We start from the raw sequence: 22,063 nt of genomic DNA on the forward strand, positions 1-22,063 counted from the left end.
ATTAGAAAAGGCTTCCAAGTCCTGCAATCCTCCCCAAATTTTGAGTAGGGTAAATAGGGTTGATCCTTCATAATTTTACAATGAGTCTAGTGTTAATTTTAAAATGAAGAATTATGATTACAGCAAATGATGCGGCCAGAGTTTTTGATACGGTCCTGAGTATCCCTGGCATGAATGAGCCGGTGAAAATGGATCTGAAAATTTCAAGAAAAAATGTACTGCTTTTAAGCCACCTGATACAGGATGGGCTGAAGATAAGAGAAGGATCTTCGGTCCTATTGGAGAGCATAAGCGAGCAGGGAAGGACAGAACTGGAGAGTCTTTCACAAGAGTGCCTGCAGAAAGCGGGGCTTATAGAGCTGCATGAAAAACTTGCCGGAATCAGCGCTTCGATAAAAGGCTGATTTCAAAACAATCGCAATGATTTAATGCCTGCATAATTCTTACAAAGTGCAGGCATTTTTTTTTAATATTAGCTAAAACGTAAAACTGCCTGATTTTCAAAGTTTTTGGATTGATTTTTAAAGTATGTATAAGAATTATCTCATTTAAATTTGTAGTGGATAATAAAACAATCAGTTCTAAAAAACAAAGTTTAATACAAAATTTTTGAGATATGAATTCAGGCGGCTCCATAAAGAAGAATATTATGATTGAAATCATCTGTCTGTTGTATATACTACTGTTTGTTTATGCGGCATCCAGTAAACTGCTTGATTTTGAAAACTTCCAGATACAGCTCGGGCAATCGCCTTTAGTAAGCGCATTTACTCTTTATCTCTCATGGTTTATACCGGTCCTGGAGCTGCTGATCAGTGTGTTTTTAATAATCCCTTCAACAAGGCGGGCAGGGCTTACAGCATCCTATTTTCTTATGGTGATGTTTACGGCTTACATCTTTGTAATTCTCAACTACAGTTCTTTTGTGCCGTGTTCCTGCGGAGGGATACTGGAGAAGATGAACTGGACACAGCATCTGGTTTTTAATTTTGTTTTTCTCTTTCTGGCTCTGCTTGCCTTGTATCTGGAATTTTACCGAAACTGCACAGGTTCCTTAAGGTATTGCATTTTAAAATATACGGCATTCCTTTTTCTGATCACAATTCTGGCATCAGCCATTGTCACAGTACTTTTTATATCTTCAGAAAAAATAATTCACCATCATAATAACCAGATCAGAAGGTTTCCTCATACCCCTATGAAAAAAGGCATTAAACTGGATCTCGGTGTAAGCTCCTATTACATTGCGGGAGCAGAAGAGGATAAAATCTATCTGGGCAATACAACAGCTCCTACGCTTATTACAGTTGTGGACAAAAGCATGAAGATCGTTGAAAAGAAAAGGATTGAAATTGAGACTGGCAGCTACAGATTCAGAGGGCTTAAAATAACTGTCAGACCGCCTTATTTTTTTGTGACTGACGGGACAGTCCCAATTATTTACAGAGGCAGGATTTCGGACTGGAAAATAGAGTATGCAAAAAAAATAAAAGAGTATTTTGCCGCAGCCGTGCCGATAGATTCCGTGACGCTGGCAATCCGTTCACACAGTTCGGTTACAGGAGAGGGCATACTGGGCATGGCAGACATCCGAACCGGTGAAACCGCTTTAAATCCTGCATTGCTTGTCAAGCAGTTTGACGGCGTTTTTGATCTGGACGGCCACCTGCTTTATGATAATGTGCTGGGGGAGGTTCTGTATGTGTATGCTTACCGCAATCAGTATACAATTGCTGACAGAAAGCTCGGTCTGATAAAAAGAGGCAATACAATCGACACGATTTCAAGGGCGCAGCTCGAGGTGGTCGCAGTTGAAAAAAACCGACTAAGAAAACTGGCAAAACCGCCATTATTTGTAAATAAATCAAGTGCTGTGTCCGGTTACAGGCTGTTTATAAACTCGGCAGTGCCAGGGAAATATGAAAAGGATGCGTTATGGAGATCAGCCAGCATAATTGATGTGTACGATCTTCGGGATTCAAGCTACCGCTACAGTTTCTGCATCTATGATATTGAAGGGAAAAAAGCCAGAAGTTTTATTATATCTGGTGATCATCTGTACGCGTTGATAGGCAGCCATCTTTTCCGAGGCACCCTCAATGAAAAAAAAATGCAACAGTATGAAAAATAAAGCTGCATGACAGCATAAATCTATTGGCCAAATAGCAGGAGAAGATCGAAAACCTGTGAGAGAGTAGATCATTAACTAAATACTTACATTATGAAAACCAAATTTTTTAATTATTTGTTTCCGATGGCTGCGGCAGTGATCGGACTAACGAGCGCCGCCAGTACAAGTTCTATCGGCAGAAGCACTACAGCCCCAATCATGGGATACAAGCAGATTGAAAACGAAAACGTCTGCGAGCGAGTACAGGAATGTAATAATAATGCAGGATTTGCCTGTACAGCGTCTTCTGATAATTCGCAGCTGTATGAGTATTCAAACGGAACATGTCTTGTTCCTTTACAAAGGGATACTCCAAATTAATTTATAAAAAGGAAGATGCCGCATAAAGCGGCATCTTTTTTTTAATCCATTTTAGGCACCATCCAGTCCTTAACCGGGCCGTTTTTAAGATAACGGTCGAACCACTGCTGCACTTTTTGAGTCAGATCTTCCTGGCTCAGCGTGCCATTCAGATTGTGAGCTTCATTGGGATACACCAGCATAATGTGCTCTTTGTTTAAACGCCTCAGTGCAAAATAAAATTCATGGCTCTGAAGGGCATTGACATGCGTATCATTTTTACCGGTCCACGAAAGAAGCGGTGTTGAAACATTTTCTGCGTGTAGCACCGGGGAGTGGTCGAGATAAACGTCTCTGCTTTCAAAAAGTGATTTTCCGATCCGCAGCTGGTCCGACTCAGCGCGGTAATAATCTGCAAGAGCGAGAGTGGTGCCCATATAGAGGTAAGCACTTACAAGGTCGCTCCATCCTGCTCCTGAAATTGCTGCGGCAAAACGGCCGGTCTGGGTTATGATGAGATTGGTCTCATAGCCGCCGAAAGAATGTCCTATCAGACCCAGCTTTGAACCATCAACACTGCCCTGCTCCAAGACCTTATCAACAGCGGCGAGCACACTGCCAGGAACAGATTTATTTAATGCAGCCGACTTAAAGTATATGTCAGGAAGCAGGATGAAATATCCCTTTGAAAGCAGATGGGGTATGTTAAACCCGTCACTGTTGTGAAGAGTAGGGTTGTGATACATGTTGAGCGTGCTGGACTGTTTTTCATAGATATATACTATCATAGGATATTTATGACCTTTTTGAAATCCCGGGGGTGTATACAAGACGCCTGAAAGCGGCTGTCCATTATAAAGATATTGTATCAGTTCTGCTTTTCCCCACTGATACTTCTCGTGCTGGGGATTGGTTTTTACCTCTGTTTTGTAAATACCTTTTCGGTCTATTCTCATAATTGCGGGCGGAATGTCAAAGCGCTGCGCCAGATAGAGATATTCTCCCTTGCCAGTGCTTACAGGAAAGGTAATTCTCATGTCCGTCCATACAATTTTGCTGGGCTTTTTTTTAGCCGCCAGTGAGTAAAATCCTGAAAGGCCTCCGCTGTCGTTCCTCACAGTTAAAAGCACTTCTTTATCGAGCATCACTGGAGGCTTGTTTTGAAGTTCGTGATAGGCAGGTCCGGTTTCTTGCAGAGGCTTAGTGAGACGAAACACCTGTCTGTTTTCGCGGCCGAAAGTAAGTCTTTTGATTTTAAGAGAGTTTATTTCGATCTGCCATAAATCAAATTCATCATAAATTAAAAGCAGACGGCTGTCTGCGCTCCATCCGGCAATACCCCAAAGCGAAGGATCTCCGGGCATTTCTTTTTTTTCTTTTAAAAATTGTTCTGCGCAGTGATTTAAAAGCGGGGAAGCTTTCCTTTTTGCAATGCTGTACACCCAGAACTGCCCGTCTTTAAAATAGGCAAAGTATCTGCCGTCGGGCGAAGTGTCCGGATAATAGGAGAAAGGTATTTTGACTGCAGCTTCCCAATGTTCTCCACTTTGAAGATCCACTGCATAAAGGTCAATCGGGCCGAAAATTTCCATCTGGGGTTCATATGCCGCAGGGTTATAAACAAAAGCATGGGTCTGTGTGCCATTTAAAAATAATTCAGGATTTTTTCTTGTGGTAATCTGATGCACAACACCACTTTTAATGTTCCATACTGCAGTCTTTAGGGAGGTATTGTCACTTCCGTATCTTTTTCTTTTCTCGTATAATCTTCTGTCGGCAGCATTCCAGATTTCAGCGATACTGCCCTGCCCATTTTCTGGCTGGGAGGGCTCGGAAATACGGAAAAATATTTTACTTCCGTCTTGGCTCACCAGCATATTTCTGTAGGCTTCATAGGAAATTTTCATTCCAGAGAGGCTAGCTTTTGAACTGCCGAAAGGACACTCTTTCAGCAGCTGTCTTTTTACATCATAGCTATATAGGACGGCGCCTTGATTTTCTTTGAGAATAATAGCGATCACATCGTTTTTCCACGAAAACTTCGGCATGCCTGCTGTCTGGGTTTCAAGAATTTTTTTAGGAGAGCCGGTCTTATCAAGATCCATTAAGCTGATTATAAACCTATTATTAGCAATAGAACTAAGGACGATCCGGCCTCCCTTATCTGAGATGTCAAAATCGCTGATATTATCTCCGCTGTATACTGTAATGCCTTTACTGTTTTCTGCCAGCAGACTGTAAGTGCCCGTGCCTGTTTTTCTTAGCAGCACCAGGTATCTACCATCAGCAGTCATCTTGAACTTTTTGATTCCTGGCAGCGTCCTGCAGGTGCCATTTTTGAGGTTCTGTATTACAAGCGAGTCATTTTTCTGGCAGATAAAATTACTGTCCATAAATTCTCCCTGCCTACTGCGGGGAAAGCTGAAGGTCTTTGAGCCGGAGAGCGATTTTACAAACAGGGTATCCTTTTTGCTTTTATACATCAGCAGGCAGCTGAACCAGTTCCCATCGGGAGAAACCTTACGTATACTGATTTCATTCCACATATTGTATTTTGAGGAGTCTAGAGCCTTTGGCTGAAACTGACTCATAAGAAGTGCAGGGACCAGGTAAATAAAAAATAAAATGATTCTCAAAGTTTTCCGTGTCGGATAATTATATGCTGACGTTTTAAATTTAATAGCCTTCATTCTGCGGTTTAAGGTTATGATTCAATAATAATTCAGATTCAGGTAACGGAAGTAGTTTTCCATTGGGAGTCCAGTTCGGTTTTACTCCTTTCAGGACAGTATCCAGCCTGCCTGTCCTTTTGAGATCAAAGAACCTGTGCCCGAATTCGCAGAACAGTTCCAGTTTTCTCTGTTTAAGAATTTCCTCGATCAGTTCTGCCTCGGTCACTGCCTCGGTATTGGCCAGTCCTGCATAATTTCTTATGGCGTTGATATCTTCCTTTGCTCCTATAAGGTCACCGCTCATCAGTCTTGCTTCGGAACGGATGAGGTACAGTTCGGAAAGCCTGAGGACTATGGAATATTCGGAAGAAGCCGCTGCATTGCTATCCTGCCTGTATTTGTAAGCATGATACCAGCTTGAAGTTCCATTGGTAACCTGCCTGATCCAGTTAGTCTTTCTAAGATCAGCAGCTGTGAAGCTGTTTACCAGAGTGTTGCTTAATGCCATTGAAGGCGGAGGGCCGCTTTTAAAAATAAAAAGATTTCCTTCAGCGGTCGGAGCACCTGCTGCGGCAGGCATCAGCTGCCATAATGTTGACGGACTGCTTTTTAAAAACAGCTGTGACGGGCTGTCTGGCAGACGGTAAAGGCTTTTTTCGTTTAGAACCGACGACGCGGCATTGGAAGCCTCATCCCACTGGCGCGTGTACAGCAGCACACGTGCCAGCAGTGCATTGACAGCCCATTTGTTAGGGCGGGTGCGCTCAGGGTCGGTGTATGCGGTCGAGAGAAGTGATGATGCCTGAAGAAGGTCCTGCTTAATTTTTCTATATACAGTTTCTACAGGCATGCGTTCTGCTTTCCTGTTCTGAATATAGTCGGTCGTTTCAATATATGGGATATCGCCGTAAAGACCGGTAAGGTAGAGATGCACAAGACCTCTTATAAATAGCGCCTCTCCGATAATGGTTTCCCTGTCCTTCTGGACTAGGGAGACCGATTTTTCCACTCCCTGAATTACCGCATTCGCCGCATAGATCTGATTGTATCCGGTTCTCCACAGCAGCAGGACATCCGAAGTGGAAGCCACCAGTGCATTGTTAAAAAAGACGGCATTTCCTGTGTTGGGCGTACCGTAAAAATCAAGTTCATCTGTATAAAGACCCAGCTGGGCCGAAGTGCCCGAAGCAGAGCCGTTCAGAATTCCATTTGTTCTCAGACTGGTGTATATTTCCACCAAGGCCGCCGTGGCGGTATTTTTGTCTTCAAAAACATTATCTGCGCTCAGCTGTGAGGCAGGCAGTTCAACGTCGGTAAAGTTACACGAGGCAGCAAACAAAGCAAGTGCAGCCATAGTAATTCTAAGGCAGGGCGCCTTGATACAATATTTTATTAAATTATTTTTCATGACGTATTTTTTAAAATTAGAATGACAGCTGCACGGAGGTGCTGAATATTTTAAGAGGTGGCAGGAATCCTGCTGAACTAAACTCGGGATCCATTCCTTTGTAACGGGTAAATGTCAGCACGTTCTGTCCTTCGACAGAAATGCGGCAGTTAAAATTCTTTGTCCATTCTTTGGGAAGATCATAGGCAATAGATATGTTTTTCAGCCGTATGAAGGAAGCATCACTGACCGCAGCGTCACTCTGGATGTATCTGGAGTATGCCGCGCTTCGCAGGCTATTTGAATTGCTGTATGCCTGATAAGCAGCATTATCACCTGAAACCTGCCAATGGTCTGCCACTGCCGCAGGCTGGTTGGAAAAGGTGCCGGGCATGGTAAAGCGGTAAGTCTCGCTGAAATTTTCCTGGCGGACAAACTGGAAAAGAAAGTCCAGCGTCACACTTTTGTAGGATAAGGTATTCTGGATGCCGCCGTAAAAATCGGGGTTGAGGTCTTTAATGACTTTTTTGTCATCTGCAGCCGAAAAGTTTCCGTCTCCGTTAAAGTCAGTAAAACTGTAATTACCTGTCTGAGGGTCAATACCCTTGAACTGGTATACTTTCAGTATATTTACGGACCTTCCGATTACAAACTGATTGGCATAGGAAGAACCTTCAAGTCCAGGAAAGGAGAGCAGTTTGTTTTCTGCTTTGGTCAGGTTAAAGCTGGTTGTCCATGTAAAAGCCGGGTTGCTGATGTTTCGGCTTTGCAGGGTAAATTCCAGACCGCTGTTCTGTACTTCCACATCAAGATTAGCTATAAGTTGGCTGAAACCTGTGGTAGCGGGCAGCGGAATCCCGATCAGCTGGCTGGAAGAACGATTTCGGTAGGTACTCAGAGATACGGCTATACGGTCATCGAGAAAGCCCAGTTCAACAGCGGCTTCAAGCTTTCTGTTTGTTTCCCATCCAAATTCAGGGTTGAAAAGCCTTGAAGGGGAAAGCCCTTTAATTCCCTGATAGCTGTTTGCGGATACCGTGTAGGTGTCCAGGTACTGGTAGTCTCCGATCTGGTCATTGCCGGCAGATCCGTAACTCGCCCTTAATTTTCCAAAGCTTAGCAGTCCTGTTTTTTTGATGAAAGGTTCTTCAGCAAACAGCCAGGCTGCCCCGACAGCTCCGAATGAGGCATACTGTTTTCCGGGTCCAAATCTGCTTGAGCCGTCGCGCCTTCCCGTGATGTTGAGGATATATTTTCCGTCCCATTTAAAATTTACGCGTCCAAATCCGGCGCTGTATTTATAGACGGTCTGACTGCTTTCAATAATCCTGTATATGGAAGCTGACGCAGGATTGTCCATTAAGCTGTTGCTGGCAAAGCCCTCGCCTGTGCTTACCAACTGCGCTCCGCTCTGCTTTTGGAATGTAGTTCCTGCCAGTATTTCCAGCTGCGCTCTGCCATATGTTCTGTTCCATGCCAGCTGGGGTTCAATTATCCATGATCTGCGGGAAACGACATTGCAATAAACCGATGAGAATTCGCTGCCGCGTCCAAGGGACGGATTAAAAGCCGTATGGGGCTGGGCTGTAAGCTGGTCCTGTCTCAGATCGGTATATCCCAGATTGAGTTTTGCCTGCAAGCCTGAGCCGATATTATAGGAAACAACAGTATTTGCTATCATGTCATAAGTACTGCTGCTTATGGTGCGCAGCAGTTTTGCCGCGGGATTGCTGAATGTGCCGTTCTCCCAGTTAAGTGTTCCGTCCGCATTAAATAATGCAGGAGCATTAGGGGCAAGTGCAAGCGCATCCCTTGTAATGTCAGTTGACGGCATCAGGCTTTTTTGATAGGTATAGCCGGCAGTAAAGGATATTTTAAACTTCTGGTCCTCTGAGGTATGATTCAGGCTCATTCTCGTATTGACCCTGCTGGATTTAAATTCTGTAGGGAAAACGGTGGTTTCCTGGTTCCAGCTTCCGGAAATAAGGTACTGTGTTTGCGCCGATCCTCCCGAAATCGAACCCTGCAGCATATTGTACTGTGCAGTGCCTCCAATAATTTCTTTCTGCCAGTCGGTGTACCGGTCCTGTTTCCATGCGCCGTTTATGTCATAGGCTGCGGCAGGGTAGGCGGATAAACCGTCATTTGCGTAGGCCTGTCTTCTCATGGCCAGATAGTCCTCTGTTTTCAGAAGGTCCATATGCCCGGAGGCCTGTCCGATGCCGCTGGTATAATTCAGGGAAATGGTAGTCTTTTGCTGCCTGCCTTTTTTTGTTGTGACCAGCACCACTCCGTTTGCCCCGCGTGAACCGTATATGGCTGTTGCATCGGCATCTTTCAATACCTCGATGCTTTCTATATCATCGGGATTGATACTGCTCATCGGACTGTTCTGAGCCGGCATATTGGTAGATGTGTAAGTGCTTCCGATGGACTGGGAGGAAAAGGGCACTCCGTCAATAATATACATAGGAGCATTTGCGTCTGCCCTGAGGCTGTTCTGTCCGCGGATCTTGATCTGAAAGCCGCCACCGGGCATTCCTGAGTTCTGTATGACACTAACTCCAGCCATACGGCCCTGCATGGCGGCCAGAATATTTGTTACGGGCTGTTTTTCAATATCTTTTGAAGTGATCCTGGCAATGTTGCCCGTGCGCTCGCTTTCCTTGACCGAATAGTACCCTGCATTCACTTTCACTTCCTGCAGGGCGGTGGTGTCGTATTCCAGTCTGATATCGACCACAGTTCGGCCTGCAACAGCTATCACGGCAGTTTTAAATCCGATAAATGATACAATCAGCACATCATCAGTAGCTGCGGTTATTGTGTACTGTCCGCTGTAATCGGACACAGCGATGGAAGGCTTATTTTTTACGGAGATTGTAACACCGGGAAGGGGATCTGAGCCGTCGGTGACGACTCCTTTAATCTGAAGCTGCGGATTGAAATTCTGCCGAAGGGAAATGTTTGCGTAAAGAGATGAAAAAGACAGCATAGTGCCAAGAAAAAATAGGCAATAAAGTGCTTTCCCATCCCTGTAAAATGAAAAATAATTCATAATATTGGGATTGGTTAGTTAAATATGGATTTGATTAGCTAAGGTCCTCTGCTCAAGTTTAGTCGCTGCAGCTGAGGGCCATTTTTTATTCATTAAGTAAACGGCTTAATGAAATAAATGAAGTTTTTTTAGGACACGGGCAGTAAGGATTAAACAGTTCTACTTTTGATTTAAAACGAAACTTAAAAAAAAAAGAATTATTAACACTATGAATTAAAGAAAAGTTTATGACATAAAAAAGGGCATGGAACTCAGCTTATTGTTTCAAAGGTACTTGGCATACCCACCCACAGATAAGTGAGCCCACGCCCGTAAGCGTGAGCAATTTACTTATCATCCTGTGGGTTTAAACTGCCAAGTTTTTTGAAACAGGATTCAAAGCGAAATGCTTCAAATATTTTATATGAAGAATCGCAAAATTACACTTCTATTTAGAAGAATTAAAACAAATATAGTAAAAAAAATATTATGATACCTTATAGGGTACCAATTATTTTGTTTTTTCCTATGAATTTTAACAAATGAATGAAATTGACTTTAACGAGGAAAGAATAAAATTTGGGAAACATGTCTTGAAATTAAGACGAAAAATTAAAAGTGTCGAATACCAAAATCGGTCCATCTCGCAGCAAGAGCTTGCGGATAATAGTGACTATATAACCAAAAAGACTCTTGGACAAATTGAGCGAGGTGAAGTTAATTTTCAATTTGAAACATTAGTTGCTTTAGCTCAGGTATTAAACGTTTCATTAAAGGAACTTTTAGATTACTAAAATTAAAACCGTTCATCATTTATAATTAAAAAAAAATTAATAGAAAGATGTTTCGGCATCTTTTTTTATGCGTAATAAAAAATCTAAAACCGGTATTTATACGGTAGCATTTCCATAAATAAAATAATTATTTTGCAGTCCTTATTGCTTAAATCGCTATAGATTATAGAAAGCCGTAAACTAAACATAGGCGGTTTTGTATTTTTAATAAATAAAAAGTAATATAACAATCAAAGTAAAATTAGATTTATCTAAGCCTTATAATTAGTGTTTTAAGTCTGCTAGAGAGGATTTTGTTACACAAATTAGCTAAAACAGAAAATTAAATGAAAAAGCCAGTTTTTTTTATATCATCTACAATTTTTGATTTCAAAGATTTAAGGTCATCAATAAAGTGGTGGCTTGAAGAAAATGATTATATAGTGAATGCCTCTGAATTTAACGATTTTGACAAACCACTTGATGTAAACTCCTACGATGCTTGTTTAAATGCAATTGATAATTCAGATTATTTTATACTCTTGATCGGGGACAGAATTGGAGGAATGTATGATGATGATATTACAATAACTCAAAAAGAATATCAGCATGCTTACTCAAGAATGTTAAAAAATAATTTGAAAATAATTGCATTCATTCGTCAAGATACATGGACAAATTTTAATGTAATTAGAGAAAAAATAAAAGAATTAAAAAAAGATCCTAAAATTGATGAAAGTATAGTTGAAGATATTCTGAAAAAAGAAGAAAAAATCAGATTTAAATTTATCGATGAAGTTCGAAGAGTTGAAGAGATGAGAGTTGGAGAGCGTCCGAAAAACAATTGGATTCATAATTTCAATACATTCAAAGACGTAACTGAAGTTTTTAGAAGAGAACTTGGCGGCAGATTCGATTTAAATTTTAAACAAAATAGATTTGTAGTTCTAAATGATCTAAAATTAAATTTACAAAGAATTAGCTCTAAACATGAAGAAGGACTTTTTCCAATAGGTTTTATGAGCACTGACCTATGGAAAGACTTTAAATTTAATCCTGATAAACTACAAATTACTTTAACCCAAGGGCAATACATAAACTATGCAGCCTTTTATGCTTCATGCTGGCAAATTAAGCCTTTAATAGGAAGTCGAATTGAGTCATTTTATAGATCAGGTTTCTTTTTAGAATATGATAAAAAAGTAAATGACTTTACTAGTGGCCATATTAACCAAATGGTTGTGAAACTATTAAACAATTACGAAAGGTTGAATAAGTTGCATCTTTCAATTTTTAAAGACAGTAGTAAAATGCTTAAACTTAGAAAAAAAGAAGATCTTTCACATTTAAAAGTATCACCTTTAGAAATATTCCTTGCACTTGAATTCTACGATGAAATGCATAATTGTTTTAATTTATCAAAAAATTTAAATAAAGCACTGAAAGGAAAAAAATATGAAACACCGTTAATAAGAAAAAATGAGAGATTGCCAGAAGAAATGATTGTTAAAGAAAAAGATCTTGTCACGTTAGCTGATATAGAAAATTATTTAGACTCATAACTTGGATTAGCGTCAATATACCACTGCAACAGACTTGCTTAAATGGAATTGACTAAAAATTCTTAATGACTTAGTAACTTAAATAGATAGACTATGGAGAAAGAAGAACTAACAGAAAATCTAAAAAGCTTTACCGATAATAATTTTGCCATAAGTGAAGATGAAACCAAGTATTTGAATTCCTGGACAAATTTGGGGCTGCAGATTTTGGAAGCTAAGCATTCGCTGCAACTAGCAAAAACATTCAACGAAAAACATCCTTTCGAAAAGTGGGAAGAATTTGTTCTTTCGCATGGGATGTTCAAAAATTCTGTTCTCTCTTATGTAAAATGCTTTTCCAGCTCTGGAAGCGGAAAAGTATCATTGGATCCAAAAGATGTTTTCAAAAATGAACCAGATATGAAAGAAACCCATCTTGCTTTAATGGATATGCGAAACGAATATATAGCGCATAATGGTAATAGTGATTTCGAACTTGCGATAGTTTTTCAGAAAAAAAAGGGGAATGAATTAACTCTAAAGCAGACCATAACATTTAAATCACCCAATGGCCAATTTGAAAAATTCTCTGCTCTTTTTGAACATTGTTCAAACTACATAATAGAAAAAGTAAATAAAAAAGCGGACAAGATGGAACAAAGGTTAGGTGTCAAAATAAAATTTAACTAGCTACTGACTCTAAAAAGAAGACATTTTGCTCGAAAGCACATAGTTTACTTTCCAGCCCCGATTGCAGTGGAAATCCTTTTCTGCCAGCCTTTGACATAAAAGATTGCAGCGTAAAGCGGGAGAGGCTGCACACAGCACGTTTAATAAAAAACAATGGGGCCAAAAGCCCCATTGTCCAACCTTTTATAGCAAGCAAGTCGCTTTCTGCGATACTTATTTCTTTGACTCCTCAATAGAAACTTTTCTAAACTCTTTTAAAAGTTTCTCAATTTCCAAAGATGATTTTCTAGCTCGAGCTCCTGCAGCTTTAACTCCTTTTTCAGCTACTGCTTCAGATTCTGTTTTAAATGTTTCGATTTCAGCGTTGATTTTTGCAACTAGGTCTTTCATTATACATTTTTTTAAATTAAGTGGGCAAAAGTAAAATTTTGCTATAAATGAAAACGGTATTGCTAACAAAATATTTTCACGAATTCTCTTTCTTCAGCTCTTTGAGGAAATAACTTACAGAAATTCCTGTTTTAGAGTGAAATGCATTGGTGAATCGGGGAGTGGAAGTAAAACCGGCTTCCTCCGCCAGCGATCCTATAGAGTAATTTCTATGCATGCTTGAGTTTTGGAGCAGTTCAACAAGATAATCGATTTTTAGGTCATTGATATAATCGGCAAAACGCTTGCCGCTACGATGGTATATCACTTTTGAAAGGTATTTGCTGTTTGTATTAAACCGTACAGTTAAAGTAGCTAGTGTTGCCTCTTTGTGCAGGAATTTTTTATCCCTTTCAAATTTTTCAAGGTGTCTTATTATCTGCTGTACAGTCTCCTGCGAAATATCTGTTATTTCGAATTTGTCGGTTGCCTGTTTCTGGAAGGTGCTCTTTTCATTTTTTTCCAGAAGCAGATCAAATTTGATCTTATTGCGCTTTTGGGTTTCAAAGTGGTTATAGGTCCCGTAAATGACAGCGGAGAACAGAACGACAACCACGCTGATCAAAATAACATCATAATATTTCTCTTTTACAAGCTGCTGCTGTATTTTTTCTTTTTCCAGCAGAATTTCCTTAGTATCATACTGCTTGTGGATTTTTCCCACCAGATACGTATTGGCATCTGTTAATATAGAGTCCGCTTTTAAAAGTTGGTCTATATAATACAACTGGGATTTCAGATTATTTTCCTTTTTGTAATATTTAATCATTAATTCAAAAACTTCCTTTAAATCCAGACGGATGTATCCTTTCTCAATAAAAGCCTTTTCAACCTTTTTAAAGTAGGGAACTGCTTTTGCAGGAAGCTGAAGTTTCCAATAGCTTTTTCCTATATAAAAATTTGCAATGGATAAGTTGGCAAATTCTGTGATGCTGTTCAACTCGGGTATTATCTCCTGAAGCATTTGTATGGAAGTATGATAGTTATTCAGGAAGAACTGGTTGATTCCTTCGGAGTGTTTGAAAAACAATTCCATTTCCGGAATCTTCAGCCGCACACATTCTGCAAGACCTAACGCATTAGTCTGTGAACATCTGCTGTAATCACCAGCTTTATTATAGCAGGCACTTAGTGAATGCAGTGAATTCAAATAAGGGCGCGCCTGATTTTTTTTAAAATATGCAAGGCAATCATTAAAGAGTGAAATGGCCTCATCATAAAAACCCAGATAATATTTAATCTGCGCGATATGATATTTGGTTTTGTAGATCAGGTAATCATTTTCGGTTTTGGAAATGTTTTCATTTGCATTTATATAACAATCATATGCTTTTACATAGTTTTTCTGACTGTAATAGACTATTCCTTTGGATAGCTGAGCAGATCCGATCAGTTCAGGACTTCTTGACTTTACAGCTGTCTGTACCATGCTGTCAGCGTATTTTAAACGGAGAGTCATAGGTGACTGATGCAGCATATTTTGATATGCATTAACTAACTCTTCATAATTTTTTTCCCTGCGCGCTTTTCTTAAATAGGCATATAAATATGGAGATGCTTTCAGGCTGTCATTTTTGTATTGATAAATTTTATCATCCAGATATCCATAACTTTTAAAAATAAGGGAATCAAGAATTGTGTCGGGAGTATTCTGGGCAGTTAAAGATTTAATTAGAAATAGCAGCAGCAGTACAGGTAAATTACATTTCATAATACATAGAAATTTTGAGTTTATGCTCTGATGAAAGCATAAATCAGATTAATAAAAAAAAAATGTAGAAGTCGCTATAGAGCAACTTTCAAAAATAATGTAATTATTTGAATTTCAATATTTAATGTAAGAAAAATACATTGTTGATTTCATGGAAATCGACAGTGGATTTTCCGAAAATCCACATACATGCACTTGATTTATGATTTTTTGCAATTTAGATTTGCCTTGAATTCAACAGCAAAAGATTCAGTAAAGTACTGAGCAAAAGTTCTGCTGGCCCGGGTAAAATGGACTGAGACAAGTTCTCAATTAACCAAACCATTTTGTATTATGAAAAATTTATTATTAACTGGTTTAATTATTTTATTAGGTTCATGTTTAAATGACGATTTTGACAATTCTGATTTAAGATTGGTTTCCAGCCAAGCAATCAGCGAAGAGAAAACTGCAGATTTTAAAAATGGGTCTGCTTTAGAGGAAAACTTTAAGGAAGTTCAGGCGGGAGATTACGTACTTCTAGTTCCTGCCCTATTAAAAGAAAAGATCATTTCAGTATTAAAAGCCCAACCTGGGCGAAATGAACTAAAGACTTTTGAGAAAAACAGTTCTGCATTAGATACAATTTCTTCTACGGAGGATCCTGTCTCAACATTATTTATAATTGTTGATGAAAGTACACTGGGATCATCACTGAAACTTGATGTGAAGGGGTATATAATTAATCTTGGAAATCTTCGTGGAGAGCAGTACCACATTGTGGATGATTTTATAATTCAGTACGAAATTTCAAAACGACAGGATTCAACACTTCTAACAGATGAAAAGGAATCCATTTTATCTATTTCCTCAATTTCGGAAGCAGTTTTATTTAGTGAAAAGGACAGAAAGGACAGAGATTGGGAGACATCCACCACCAGTAAGAGTACCAGGCATTAATGATGTAACGACGTAATTGAAGTTGAATCACTTCCTACTTTAATATAGTTGATTAATAATTTTCTAATCTATCGGATTTATGAAAAAGAGAGCTTTGTTTTATATTTTATTGTTCCTTTTTAATCTTTGCAGCCTTTATTTTATAATGAAGCTTTTTGCTGCTGATCAGCTGGTACAGTACGTACTTTACCAGGACAATATAATTGAGAGTCCGAGATTAACAGCGTATATTTTATACGTCTGCTGTTTGTCTAATTTATATTTCCAGTTTTTTACATGGATGGAATATTTTTTCAAGGATGAAATCTAAAAGGAGATCTAAACTAAAAGAACAAAAATGATTAGAGAAATCTTAAATACTGAGATTAAAAGCATTGAAAATGATGGTATTGATGTAGTATACATTACAGACTATAGGGCAAAAAAAACTGTACCGGTCCCATTTTCCGTTTCAAATTTTTCAGTGCTTTTGATCAAAAGTGGTAAAATGAATATCAGATTTCATGACGAAACTAATATAGTAAATCGGAAAGATTTACTGGTAATACCATTTAATTCCATTTGCACCAGCCTTGAAGCGACGGATAATATCCAGCTTTATCTTGTAAGGACAAATTTTGATTTTGCATTTAATAATTGTTATGAGAAAGAGCTTTTAGATGCTTTTAGTTTTCTAATGTTAAAATCAGATCGAAAGATTAGTCTTCAGGAAACGGATTTTAAAGTTTTGTCGATTATTTACAAATTAATGTATGTATTGCAGAACAGCAATGACAAACCGGAAGTAATTACTAAGCTGCGCCGGATATGCTTTAATTTATTTATATATGAACTCAAGTTTATACATTCGAAATATAAACCTGACTTAAATCTTGACTTTTCAAGAAGAGAAAGCATTGTATTACAATTCCTGACTATACTTTCAATTCATTTGAGAAAACAGCATCATGTCCAGTTTTATGCAGGTGCTTTATTTATCACGCCAGGACATTTGAATAAGATGGTAAAAGAAAGCACAGGTAAAACAGCGAAAGCCTTTATAATTGAAGCTCTTGTCAATGTTTCAAAAAATCTTCTCACGGATTCAAGCTATTCCGTGGCTAATATTGCCGATGAATTAGAATTCAGCAGCGCTGAAAACTTTGGCGTGTTTTTCAAAAGACATACAGGTATGCTGCCAACCGAATTTCGTTCAAGTAAAAAATAAGCTGCCTAATCGCTCCTCATTCTGCCAGAGATTGTTTAATTAAAACGATAAGAAGATGATTAAAATGTATCCTTTGGAATGGTTTGATTCGTTAATTATAAATTCATTTGATACTGATAATTCTTCTGTAAAAGTATCGGAATATGAACTGGAGAATTTGAGTAAAACAATAGTATCTGAATCAAAAAAAATTAAAATTCATATTAAAGATTCTTTTTTCGAGCTGAAAAGTAAAAGACAGATTAGACTTCTTATAAGAAAATATCATTCTTCGTTGGTATTTTTAATAGATAGAGTAGTAGAAATAAGAATGATCCAAAAATTCAATTCTCCTGAATTTTTTAGAATATTTGACCTGATCGTTAATTCGCTGGACGATTTGCTTTCATTTGTAGAAATCAGATATTCGTCCTTCATGAGTTTGGACCAGAGGGTGTCATACAGCTATTTTTCAATTTGGAAAAAAGAGACACTTGAGGTTTTAAAAAATGTGATTAAAAAAAAAGAAAATACTGAGGAGAATGATCTCGAATTGGAATTTGTTGTTAATCTTCTTGCGGCGCCACTTCAAAACAGCAGAAAGAGTAAGTATACCTATCGCCAGATTTTGTATTATAGAGAGATAATCATCGAACTTGAAAAATTAAATTATCCAGTTACGGAATCTGAAGGTTTTTCAAATCTTGATATTATGCTTATAAGAATGAATTTTAATTCCAGAGAATATACCGAGAGACTGGTTACTAAAGTAGGCAGGTATTTAGAAGGTTTTGAGAATTTATCTGAAAGACTTCAAAAGCTGCTATACTTCTGCAAGAAACTGTCTAAAATAAACGCAGATTTAAAATTAACCTTTAATCCATCTCAACAGAATCTTATTTCATTTTTGGAATACTGGTTCTCCAGCGAAATCAGATTTGCTGAAAAAAAGGCTGCAATTCTAATGCAGGAACAGAGTGATGCTTCTGTCGGAAGTGAATTTGTACAGCAGGCAGATTCAAAACTTGAATGTATACTTTCAGGAGATCAGATTGGACTTATTTTAAGGGCGACAGATGAGGCGAGAATTATTAAGGCCAAGTCTATGAACTACATATTTAAAAGTATAGTGCCTTATCTCTCTACTCCCGTAAAGAGAAATCTTTCGTACCAGTCAGTCAGAAGCAAATCATATAATGCGGAAGAGCGGGATAAGGAAATTGCGATTGAAAGTCTTGAGAAAATAATCCGTAAGATAAAAACGTATTAGATTTTATTGTCGGTGTAATCTGATAACCCTTTAAATTCGGGCATTTTGATAGGGTACAAAAAGGGTACAGAAAAGTTGTACTTGTAGAAAACTCATACTAATCGTTCCTTTGACTTGTGGAATAAATCCCACCAACATTTAACTGGTGGTGATTTTCATAGAGGAGATAAAATGTTGAACGATAAAATGAGGAGCTATGTTTACAAATATTTCATGGGGCAGTTATCTGACCGCGGTTGGTATTGCTATAATTTTCTGGTATCTAATAATCTTACTGAAATTTCACAGTCGTGATTTAAAAAGAATCTTATCAGGTGAAAAGAAACTGCAAATACCATTTCTAAAAAAAACTTCTAAAAATTTACAGGAAATAAAATCGATATCCGATTCATTTCCGAAATCTTTTGATACCCTGGAAGATGCAAAAAATCTATCGCTGCGTATTAAAGAAGCAGTTAAAGAAAGTGCAGAAAAACGACTAACAAAAGAGCAGTTTCAAAACTACCTGCGAATGCTTCTGGATGAATATCCTTATGTCAAAATTTCCTCCCTCAGAGAAAACATTAACCAACAAATAGTCTTTGAGTCTCAAAAGCATCCCAATCTGCTTTTAACGCTCAGCGAAGCAGACAGTCTTTGGGAAGGACCGGTATTTTAAAAAATTCAGAGGAGGAATATTCCCCGTTCTCTCTGGTGCGGTATGGCTTTATGTGACAGGAAAAATAGAGCAGCAACGGCGGTATTCCTCTTCTTTTTATTAAAGAATAACTTTAAAAATGATTTGTGATGAAAAAATGGAGATGGAAATTTAAAAGTCTTTTTAGAAGATTTAGAGCTATGGGATCGTCGCTCCTGATGATTCTGGTTAGTAATGTTATTTACAGCCAGGATGGTGTGGCGGGAATTAATGAAGCCAACCAGAAAGTGAGAAGTTACTTTGATGCCGGCACTGAGTTAATGTATGCAGTAGGAGCGATCCTCGGGCTGATAGGGGCAGTAAAAGTCTACCAGAAATGGAATGCCGGAGATCCTGATACCGGAAAAGTCGCAGCCGCCTGGTTTGGAAGCTGTGTGTTTCTGGTGGTAGTCGCTACGGTCATTAAATCCTTTTTCGGGGTTTAAACGATACAGAAGATGAGTAACAGTGTTTATTCTATCAATAAAGGAATCAATCAGAGTATAGAATTTAAGGGACTTAAAGCGCAGTACATCTGGTATTTGGGCGGAGGTGTTGTAGGTCTTATGATTCTGTTTGCTGCCCTGTATATAATTGGAGTGCCTTCCTTGATATGCATTGGCTTTATTGGAACGGCGGGAGGTTTTCTTGTTTTTAAAATATACAGAATGAGTAATACCTACGGAGAATACGGCATGATGAAGGCTCTGGCTAAAAAACAGATTCCAAAGTGGATTAAAGTCTACAGCAGAGAGGTTTTTATGAAAGTATAGCTACAGAACGTTAATGACATAATGAAGAAAGGATGGAGAAGAGGATGGAAGAGCAGCTGCCGGTTATGGCAGTGGAGCATGATTGTATTTTATCAAAACAGGGCGATGTAACTATAGTTTTTAAGGCAGAACTGCCTGAAATTTTTACGCTGTCAGACCAGGAGTATGAAGCTTTCCACCAGTCATGGATAAAGGCGTTAAAGGTGCTGCCGAAGTTTTGTGTTTTTCATAAACAGGACTGGTTTTTAGAAAGTGCTTATAGAGCTGATTTTTCAAGTGAAGACAGCAGTTTTCTGACCAGAAGCAGCGAGCGTTTCTTTAACGAGAGACCATTTCTGGATCATTCCTGCTATATCATGCTGACCAAGAAACCGGCGGGAAGAAGAAATGCAACCTCATTGTTTTCTAATCTGCTTAGAAGTTCCATAGTACCCGAGGAAACCTTAAAACCGCAGCTTCTGCAGGATTTTGCAGATACCTGCGGCCAGTTTAAGAGAATTATGGAAGACAGCGGATTTATAAAGCTGGAGCGTCTGCAAAATGAATCGCTTAGAAGCGAGAGCAGAAGAATAGGGCTGGTGGAAAAGTATTGTTTTTTGTCAGAGCGTGAAGATTCATTCGTATTTAAGGATATAAGGTTTGATGAGGGATTAGCGGTAGGGGATAAACACTGTCAGCTCTTTACTCTTGGTGATGCAGCTGATCTTCCTGGATTATGCGGATCGAGAATCAATTTTGACCGCTATTCAACCGATAAGACCAAATTCAGTATTGGTTTTGCGTCAACCCTCGGCCAGCTCTTATCCTGTAATCATATTTACAATCAGTATATCTTCATTGAGGATTCACAGAAAACCATCCAAAAGCTGGAAAGCAAGCGACTCAGACTGCAGTCACTCTCTGCCTACAGCCGGGAGAATATGATTGCCAGGGATGCGACGAATGATTTCCTGAACGAGGCAGTATCACAGCAGAGGCTTCCGGTTAAAGCCCATTTTAATGTACTGGCCTGGAGCACGGATAAGGAAGACTTGAAAGAGATTAAAAACAAAGTGTCATCAGCTCTTGCGCAGATGGATGCGGCTGCCAAGCAGGAAACTGTCGGAGCTCCTCAGATCTATTGGGCTGGAATGGCGGGAAATGCTGCGGACTTTCCCATGAATGACACCTTCGACACCTTTACTGAACAGGCGGTATGCTTTCTGAATATGGAAACGGGATATAAATCTTCGCTGAGTCCCTGCGGTATCAGGCTGGGAGACAGGCTTACAGGGAAACCAGTTCATGTTGATATCAGCGATGAGCCTGTTAAGATGGGAATCTGCACCAATCGCAATAAGTTTATATTGGGACCTTCGGGCAGCGGCAAGTCCTTTTTTACCAATCATATGGTGAGAAGCTATTACGAGCAGGGAACGCATATTGTGCTGGTGGATGTCGGGCACAGCTATAAAGGGCTCTGCGATATGGTAAACGGGTATTATTTCACTTACGATGAAAAGAATCCTATCCGTTTTAACCCATTTTATATTTCAGAAGGAGACAGTCTGGATACAGAGAAAAAAGAGAGTATTAAAACGCTTCTGCTCGCACTCTGGAAAAAAGACGACGAAACCTTTAACCGGAGCGAGTATGTAGCGCTCTCAAATGCCCTGCAGCTGTATTACGAGAAATTGGATAATAATGCAGAGATATTTCCCTGTTTCAATAGCTTCTATGATTTCCTGAAGGTGGATTTTATCTCAATTTTGGAAGGAGATAAAGTAAAGGAGAAGGACTTTGATGTGAATAATTTTCTTTATGTACTCAGGCCTTATTACAAGGGAGGCGAGTTTGATTATCTGCTGAACGCGACAGAAAATCTGGACCTTCTAAAAGAAAGGTTTATTGTCTTTGAACTCGATAATATCAAAGATCATCCGATTCTTTTTCCTGTAGTGACCATCATTATAATGGAAGTTTTTATCAATAAGATGAGAAAACTCAAAGGAATCCGAAAAATGATACTTATTGAGGAAGCATGGAAAGCCATAGCAAAAGAAGGGATGGCGGATTATATAAAATATTTATTTAAGACTGTGCGTAAATTCTTCGGGGAAGCGATAGTGGTCACGCAGGAGGTAGAGGATATTATTTCTTCGCCAGTGGTCAAGCAGGCAATTATCAACAACAGCGACTGCAAGATACTTCTGGACCAGAGCAAATATCAGAATAAGTTTGACCAGATTCAGGAGCTGCTTGGACTTACAGACAAAGAAAAGGCACTTGTACTTTCTGTAAATAAAGCCAATGATCCAGCCAGGAAATACAAAGAAGTGTTTATCTCTCTGGGAGGGATGCTTTCAAAGGTCTATAGAACCGAAGTTTCGCTGGAGGAATACTTAGCTTATACAACAGAGGAAAGCGAGAAAGTGAAAATGAATGCCTATGCGAAGAAGTTTGGCGGGGACATAAAGAAAGGAATAGCCGCAATGGCTCAGGATATGAGAAATGGAATTAAATGAAAAGG

Annotated in this window: 18 protein-coding genes; 13 read left to right on the forward strand and 5 right to left on the reverse strand. The window is 39.0% G+C overall.

Going from position 1 to position 22,063, the window contains the following annotated elements; genetic code table 11:
- Positions 1–113: 113 nt before the first annotated feature.
- The 3 genes from RT99_RS14035 (at position 114) to RT99_RS14045 (ending at position 2,491) form a co-directional block, all read left to right on the forward strand.
- The gene (locus RT99_RS14035) at positions 114–404 is read left to right on the forward strand and encodes a hypothetical protein (protein ID WP_042565367.1); all 291 of its coding nucleotides are present in this window, start codon (positions 114–116) and stop codon (positions 402–404) included.
- Positions 405–616: 212 nt separating this feature from the next.
- Entirely contained in the window at positions 617–2,131 is a 1,515-nt protein-coding gene (locus RT99_RS14040) for a MauE/DoxX family redox-associated membrane protein (RefSeq protein ID WP_042565368.1), read from the forward strand.
- Between the two features lie 90 nt (positions 2,132–2,221).
- Positions 2,222–2,491, forward strand: a complete 270-nt coding sequence (locus RT99_RS14045) for a hypothetical protein (RefSeq protein ID WP_042565369.1) — start codon at positions 2,222–2,224, stop codon at positions 2,489–2,491.
- A 41-nt stretch (positions 2,492–2,532) separates the two neighbouring features.
- Here RT99_RS14045 and RT99_RS14050 read toward each other — a convergent pair whose 3' ends face one another.
- From RT99_RS14050 to RT99_RS14060, 3 genes are read right to left on the reverse strand one after another with little or no spacing between them, the layout of a single operon-like run.
- On the reverse strand, positions 2,533–5,160 hold the full coding sequence (locus tag RT99_RS14050) for a prolyl oligopeptidase family serine peptidase (protein WP_042565370.1): 2,628 nt from the start codon (positions 5,158–5,160) through the stop codon (positions 2,533–2,535).
- Entirely contained in the window at positions 5,147–6,550 is a 1,404-nt protein-coding gene (locus RT99_RS14055) for a RagB/SusD family nutrient uptake outer membrane protein (RefSeq protein ID WP_052483690.1), read from the reverse strand. The genes RT99_RS14050 and RT99_RS14055 overlap by 14 nt, the downstream gene beginning before the upstream one ends.
- Positions 6,551–6,566: 16 nt before the next feature.
- Complete coding sequence (locus RT99_RS14060; protein ID WP_042565372.1) at positions 6,567–9,587, reverse strand: SusC/RagA family TonB-linked outer membrane protein; 3,021 nt, start codon at positions 9,585–9,587, stop codon at positions 6,567–6,569.
- Between the two features lie 521 nt (positions 9,588–10,108).
- Between RT99_RS14060 and RT99_RS14065 the strand changes: the two genes are divergently transcribed.
- The 3 genes from RT99_RS14065 to RT99_RS24750 all read left to right on the forward strand — a co-directional run bounded on the left by RT99_RS14065 (position 10,109) and on the right by RT99_RS24750 (position 12,570).
- Positions 10,109–10,360, forward strand: a complete 252-nt coding sequence (locus tag RT99_RS14065; RefSeq protein WP_042565373.1) for a helix-turn-helix domain-containing protein — start codon at positions 10,109–10,111, stop codon at positions 10,358–10,360.
- Between the two features lie 326 nt (positions 10,361–10,686).
- Positions 10,687–11,901, forward strand: a complete 1,215-nt coding sequence (locus RT99_RS14070; RefSeq protein ID WP_042565374.1) for a DUF4062 domain-containing protein — start codon at positions 10,687–10,689, stop codon at positions 11,899–11,901.
- Positions 11,902–11,994: 93 nt separating this feature from the next.
- Positions 11,995–12,570 carry a hypothetical protein gene (locus RT99_RS24750; protein WP_052483691.1) on the forward strand — a complete coding sequence of 192 codons (576 nt, stop codon included), beginning with the start codon at positions 11,995–11,997 and terminating at the stop codon, positions 12,568–12,570.
- Between the two features lie 213 nt (positions 12,571–12,783).
- Here RT99_RS24750 and RT99_RS14080 read toward each other — a convergent pair whose 3' ends face one another.
- Both RT99_RS14080 and RT99_RS14085 read right to left on the reverse strand, forming a co-directional pair.
- Positions 12,784–12,960, reverse strand: coding sequence for a histone H1 (locus RT99_RS14080; RefSeq protein WP_042565375.1), 177 nt, complete (start codon positions 12,958–12,960; stop codon positions 12,784–12,786).
- Positions 12,961–13,036: 76 nt separating this feature from the next.
- Positions 13,037–14,710: an AraC family transcriptional regulator gene (locus tag RT99_RS14085; RefSeq protein ID WP_042565376.1), complete on the reverse strand. Its 1,674-nt coding sequence runs from the start codon at positions 14,708–14,710 to the stop codon at positions 13,037–13,039.
- A 333-nt stretch (positions 14,711–15,043) separates the two neighbouring features.
- Between RT99_RS14085 and RT99_RS14090 the strand changes: the two genes are divergently transcribed.
- From RT99_RS14090 to RT99_RS14120, 7 genes are all read left to right on the forward strand, one after another.
- A complete protein-coding gene (locus RT99_RS14090; RefSeq protein WP_042565377.1) occupies positions 15,044–15,649 on the forward strand; it encodes a hypothetical protein in 606 nt (201 codons plus the stop codon).
- Positions 15,650–15,986: 337 nt separating this feature from the next.
- Positions 15,987–16,856, forward strand: a complete 870-nt coding sequence (locus tag RT99_RS14095; protein WP_042565378.1) for an AraC family transcriptional regulator — start codon at positions 15,987–15,989, stop codon at positions 16,854–16,856.
- Between the two features lie 55 nt (positions 16,857–16,911).
- A complete protein-coding gene (locus tag RT99_RS14100; RefSeq protein WP_042565379.1) occupies positions 16,912–18,105 on the forward strand; it encodes a hypothetical protein in 1,194 nt (397 codons plus the stop codon).
- Between the two features lie 196 nt (positions 18,106–18,301).
- Positions 18,302–18,763 (forward strand): hypothetical protein, encoded by a 462-nt coding sequence (locus RT99_RS14105; protein ID WP_042565380.1) that lies wholly within the window; start codon positions 18,302–18,304, stop codon positions 18,761–18,763.
- Positions 18,764–18,942: 179 nt separating this feature from the next.
- Positions 18,943–19,227, forward strand: a complete 285-nt coding sequence (locus RT99_RS14110; RefSeq protein ID WP_223704658.1) for a DUF4134 domain-containing protein — start codon at positions 18,943–18,945, stop codon at positions 19,225–19,227.
- 12 nt (positions 19,228–19,239) lie between these two features.
- Positions 19,240–19,554, forward strand: coding sequence for a DUF4133 domain-containing protein (locus tag RT99_RS14115; protein ID WP_042565382.1), 315 nt, complete (start codon positions 19,240–19,242; stop codon positions 19,552–19,554).
- Between the two features lie 32 nt (positions 19,555–19,586).
- Positions 19,587–22,058 carry a TraG family conjugative transposon ATPase gene (locus RT99_RS14120; protein ID WP_042565383.1) on the forward strand — a complete coding sequence of 824 codons (2,472 nt, stop codon included), beginning with the start codon at positions 19,587–19,589 and terminating at the stop codon, positions 22,056–22,058.
- Positions 22,059–22,063 lie beyond the last annotated feature (5 nt).

This window comes from Flavobacterium sp. MEB061 (assembly GCF_000834715.1).
In the GTDB taxonomy this organism is placed as follows: Bacteria; Bacteroidota; Bacteroidia; order Flavobacteriales; family Flavobacteriaceae; genus Flavobacterium; species Flavobacterium pectinovorum.

Bases quoted from the DNA above. Each gene is read 5' to 3' on its own strand.
- RT99_RS14035 (WP_042565367.1), top strand. From the start codon at position 114: ATGATTACAGCAAATGATGCGGCCAGAGTTTTTGATACGGTCCTGAGT.
- RT99_RS14040 (WP_042565368.1), top strand. From the start codon at position 617: ATGAATTCAGGCGGCTCCATAAAGAAGAATATTATGATTGAAATCATC.
- RT99_RS14045 (WP_042565369.1), top strand. From the start codon at position 2,222: ATGAAAACCAAATTTTTTAATTATTTGTTTCCGATGGCTGCGGCAGTG.
- RT99_RS14050 (WP_042565370.1), bottom strand. From the start codon at position 5,160: ATGAAGGCTATTAAATTTAAAACGTCAGCATATAATTATCCGACACGG.
- RT99_RS14055 (WP_052483690.1), bottom strand. From the start codon at position 6,550: ATGAAAAATAATTTAATAAAATATTGTATCAAGGCGCCCTGCCTTAGA.
- RT99_RS14060 (WP_042565372.1), bottom strand. From the start codon at position 9,587: ATGAATTATTTTTCATTTTACAGGGATGGGAAAGCACTTTATTGCCTA.
- RT99_RS14065 (WP_042565373.1), top strand. From the start codon at position 10,109: ATGAATGAAATTGACTTTAACGAGGAAAGAATAAAATTTGGGAAACAT.
- RT99_RS14070 (WP_042565374.1), top strand. From the start codon at position 10,687: ATGAAAAAGCCAGTTTTTTTTATATCATCTACAATTTTTGATTTCAAA.
- RT99_RS24750 (WP_052483691.1), top strand. From the start codon at position 11,995: ATGGAGAAAGAAGAACTAACAGAAAATCTAAAAAGCTTTACCGATAAT.
- RT99_RS14080 (WP_042565375.1), bottom strand. From the start codon at position 12,960: ATGAAAGACCTAGTTGCAAAAATCAACGCTGAAATCGAAACATTTAAA.
- RT99_RS14085 (WP_042565376.1), bottom strand. From the start codon at position 14,710: ATGAAATGTAATTTACCTGTACTGCTGCTGCTATTTCTAATTAAATCT.
- RT99_RS14090 (WP_042565377.1), top strand. From the start codon at position 15,044: ATGAAAAATTTATTATTAACTGGTTTAATTATTTTATTAGGTTCATGT.
- RT99_RS14095 (WP_042565378.1), top strand. From the start codon at position 15,987: ATGATTAGAGAAATCTTAAATACTGAGATTAAAAGCATTGAAAATGAT.
- RT99_RS14100 (WP_042565379.1), top strand. From the start codon at position 16,912: ATGATTAAAATGTATCCTTTGGAATGGTTTGATTCGTTAATTATAAAT.
- RT99_RS14105 (WP_042565380.1), top strand. From the start codon at position 18,302: ATGTTTACAAATATTTCATGGGGCAGTTATCTGACCGCGGTTGGTATT.
- RT99_RS14110 (WP_223704658.1), top strand. From the start codon at position 18,943: ATGGGATCGTCGCTCCTGATGATTCTGGTTAGTAATGTTATTTACAGC.
- RT99_RS14115 (WP_042565382.1), top strand. From the start codon at position 19,240: ATGAGTAACAGTGTTTATTCTATCAATAAAGGAATCAATCAGAGTATA.
- RT99_RS14120 (WP_042565383.1), top strand. From the start codon at position 19,587: ATGGAGAAGAGGATGGAAGAGCAGCTGCCGGTTATGGCAGTGGAGCAT.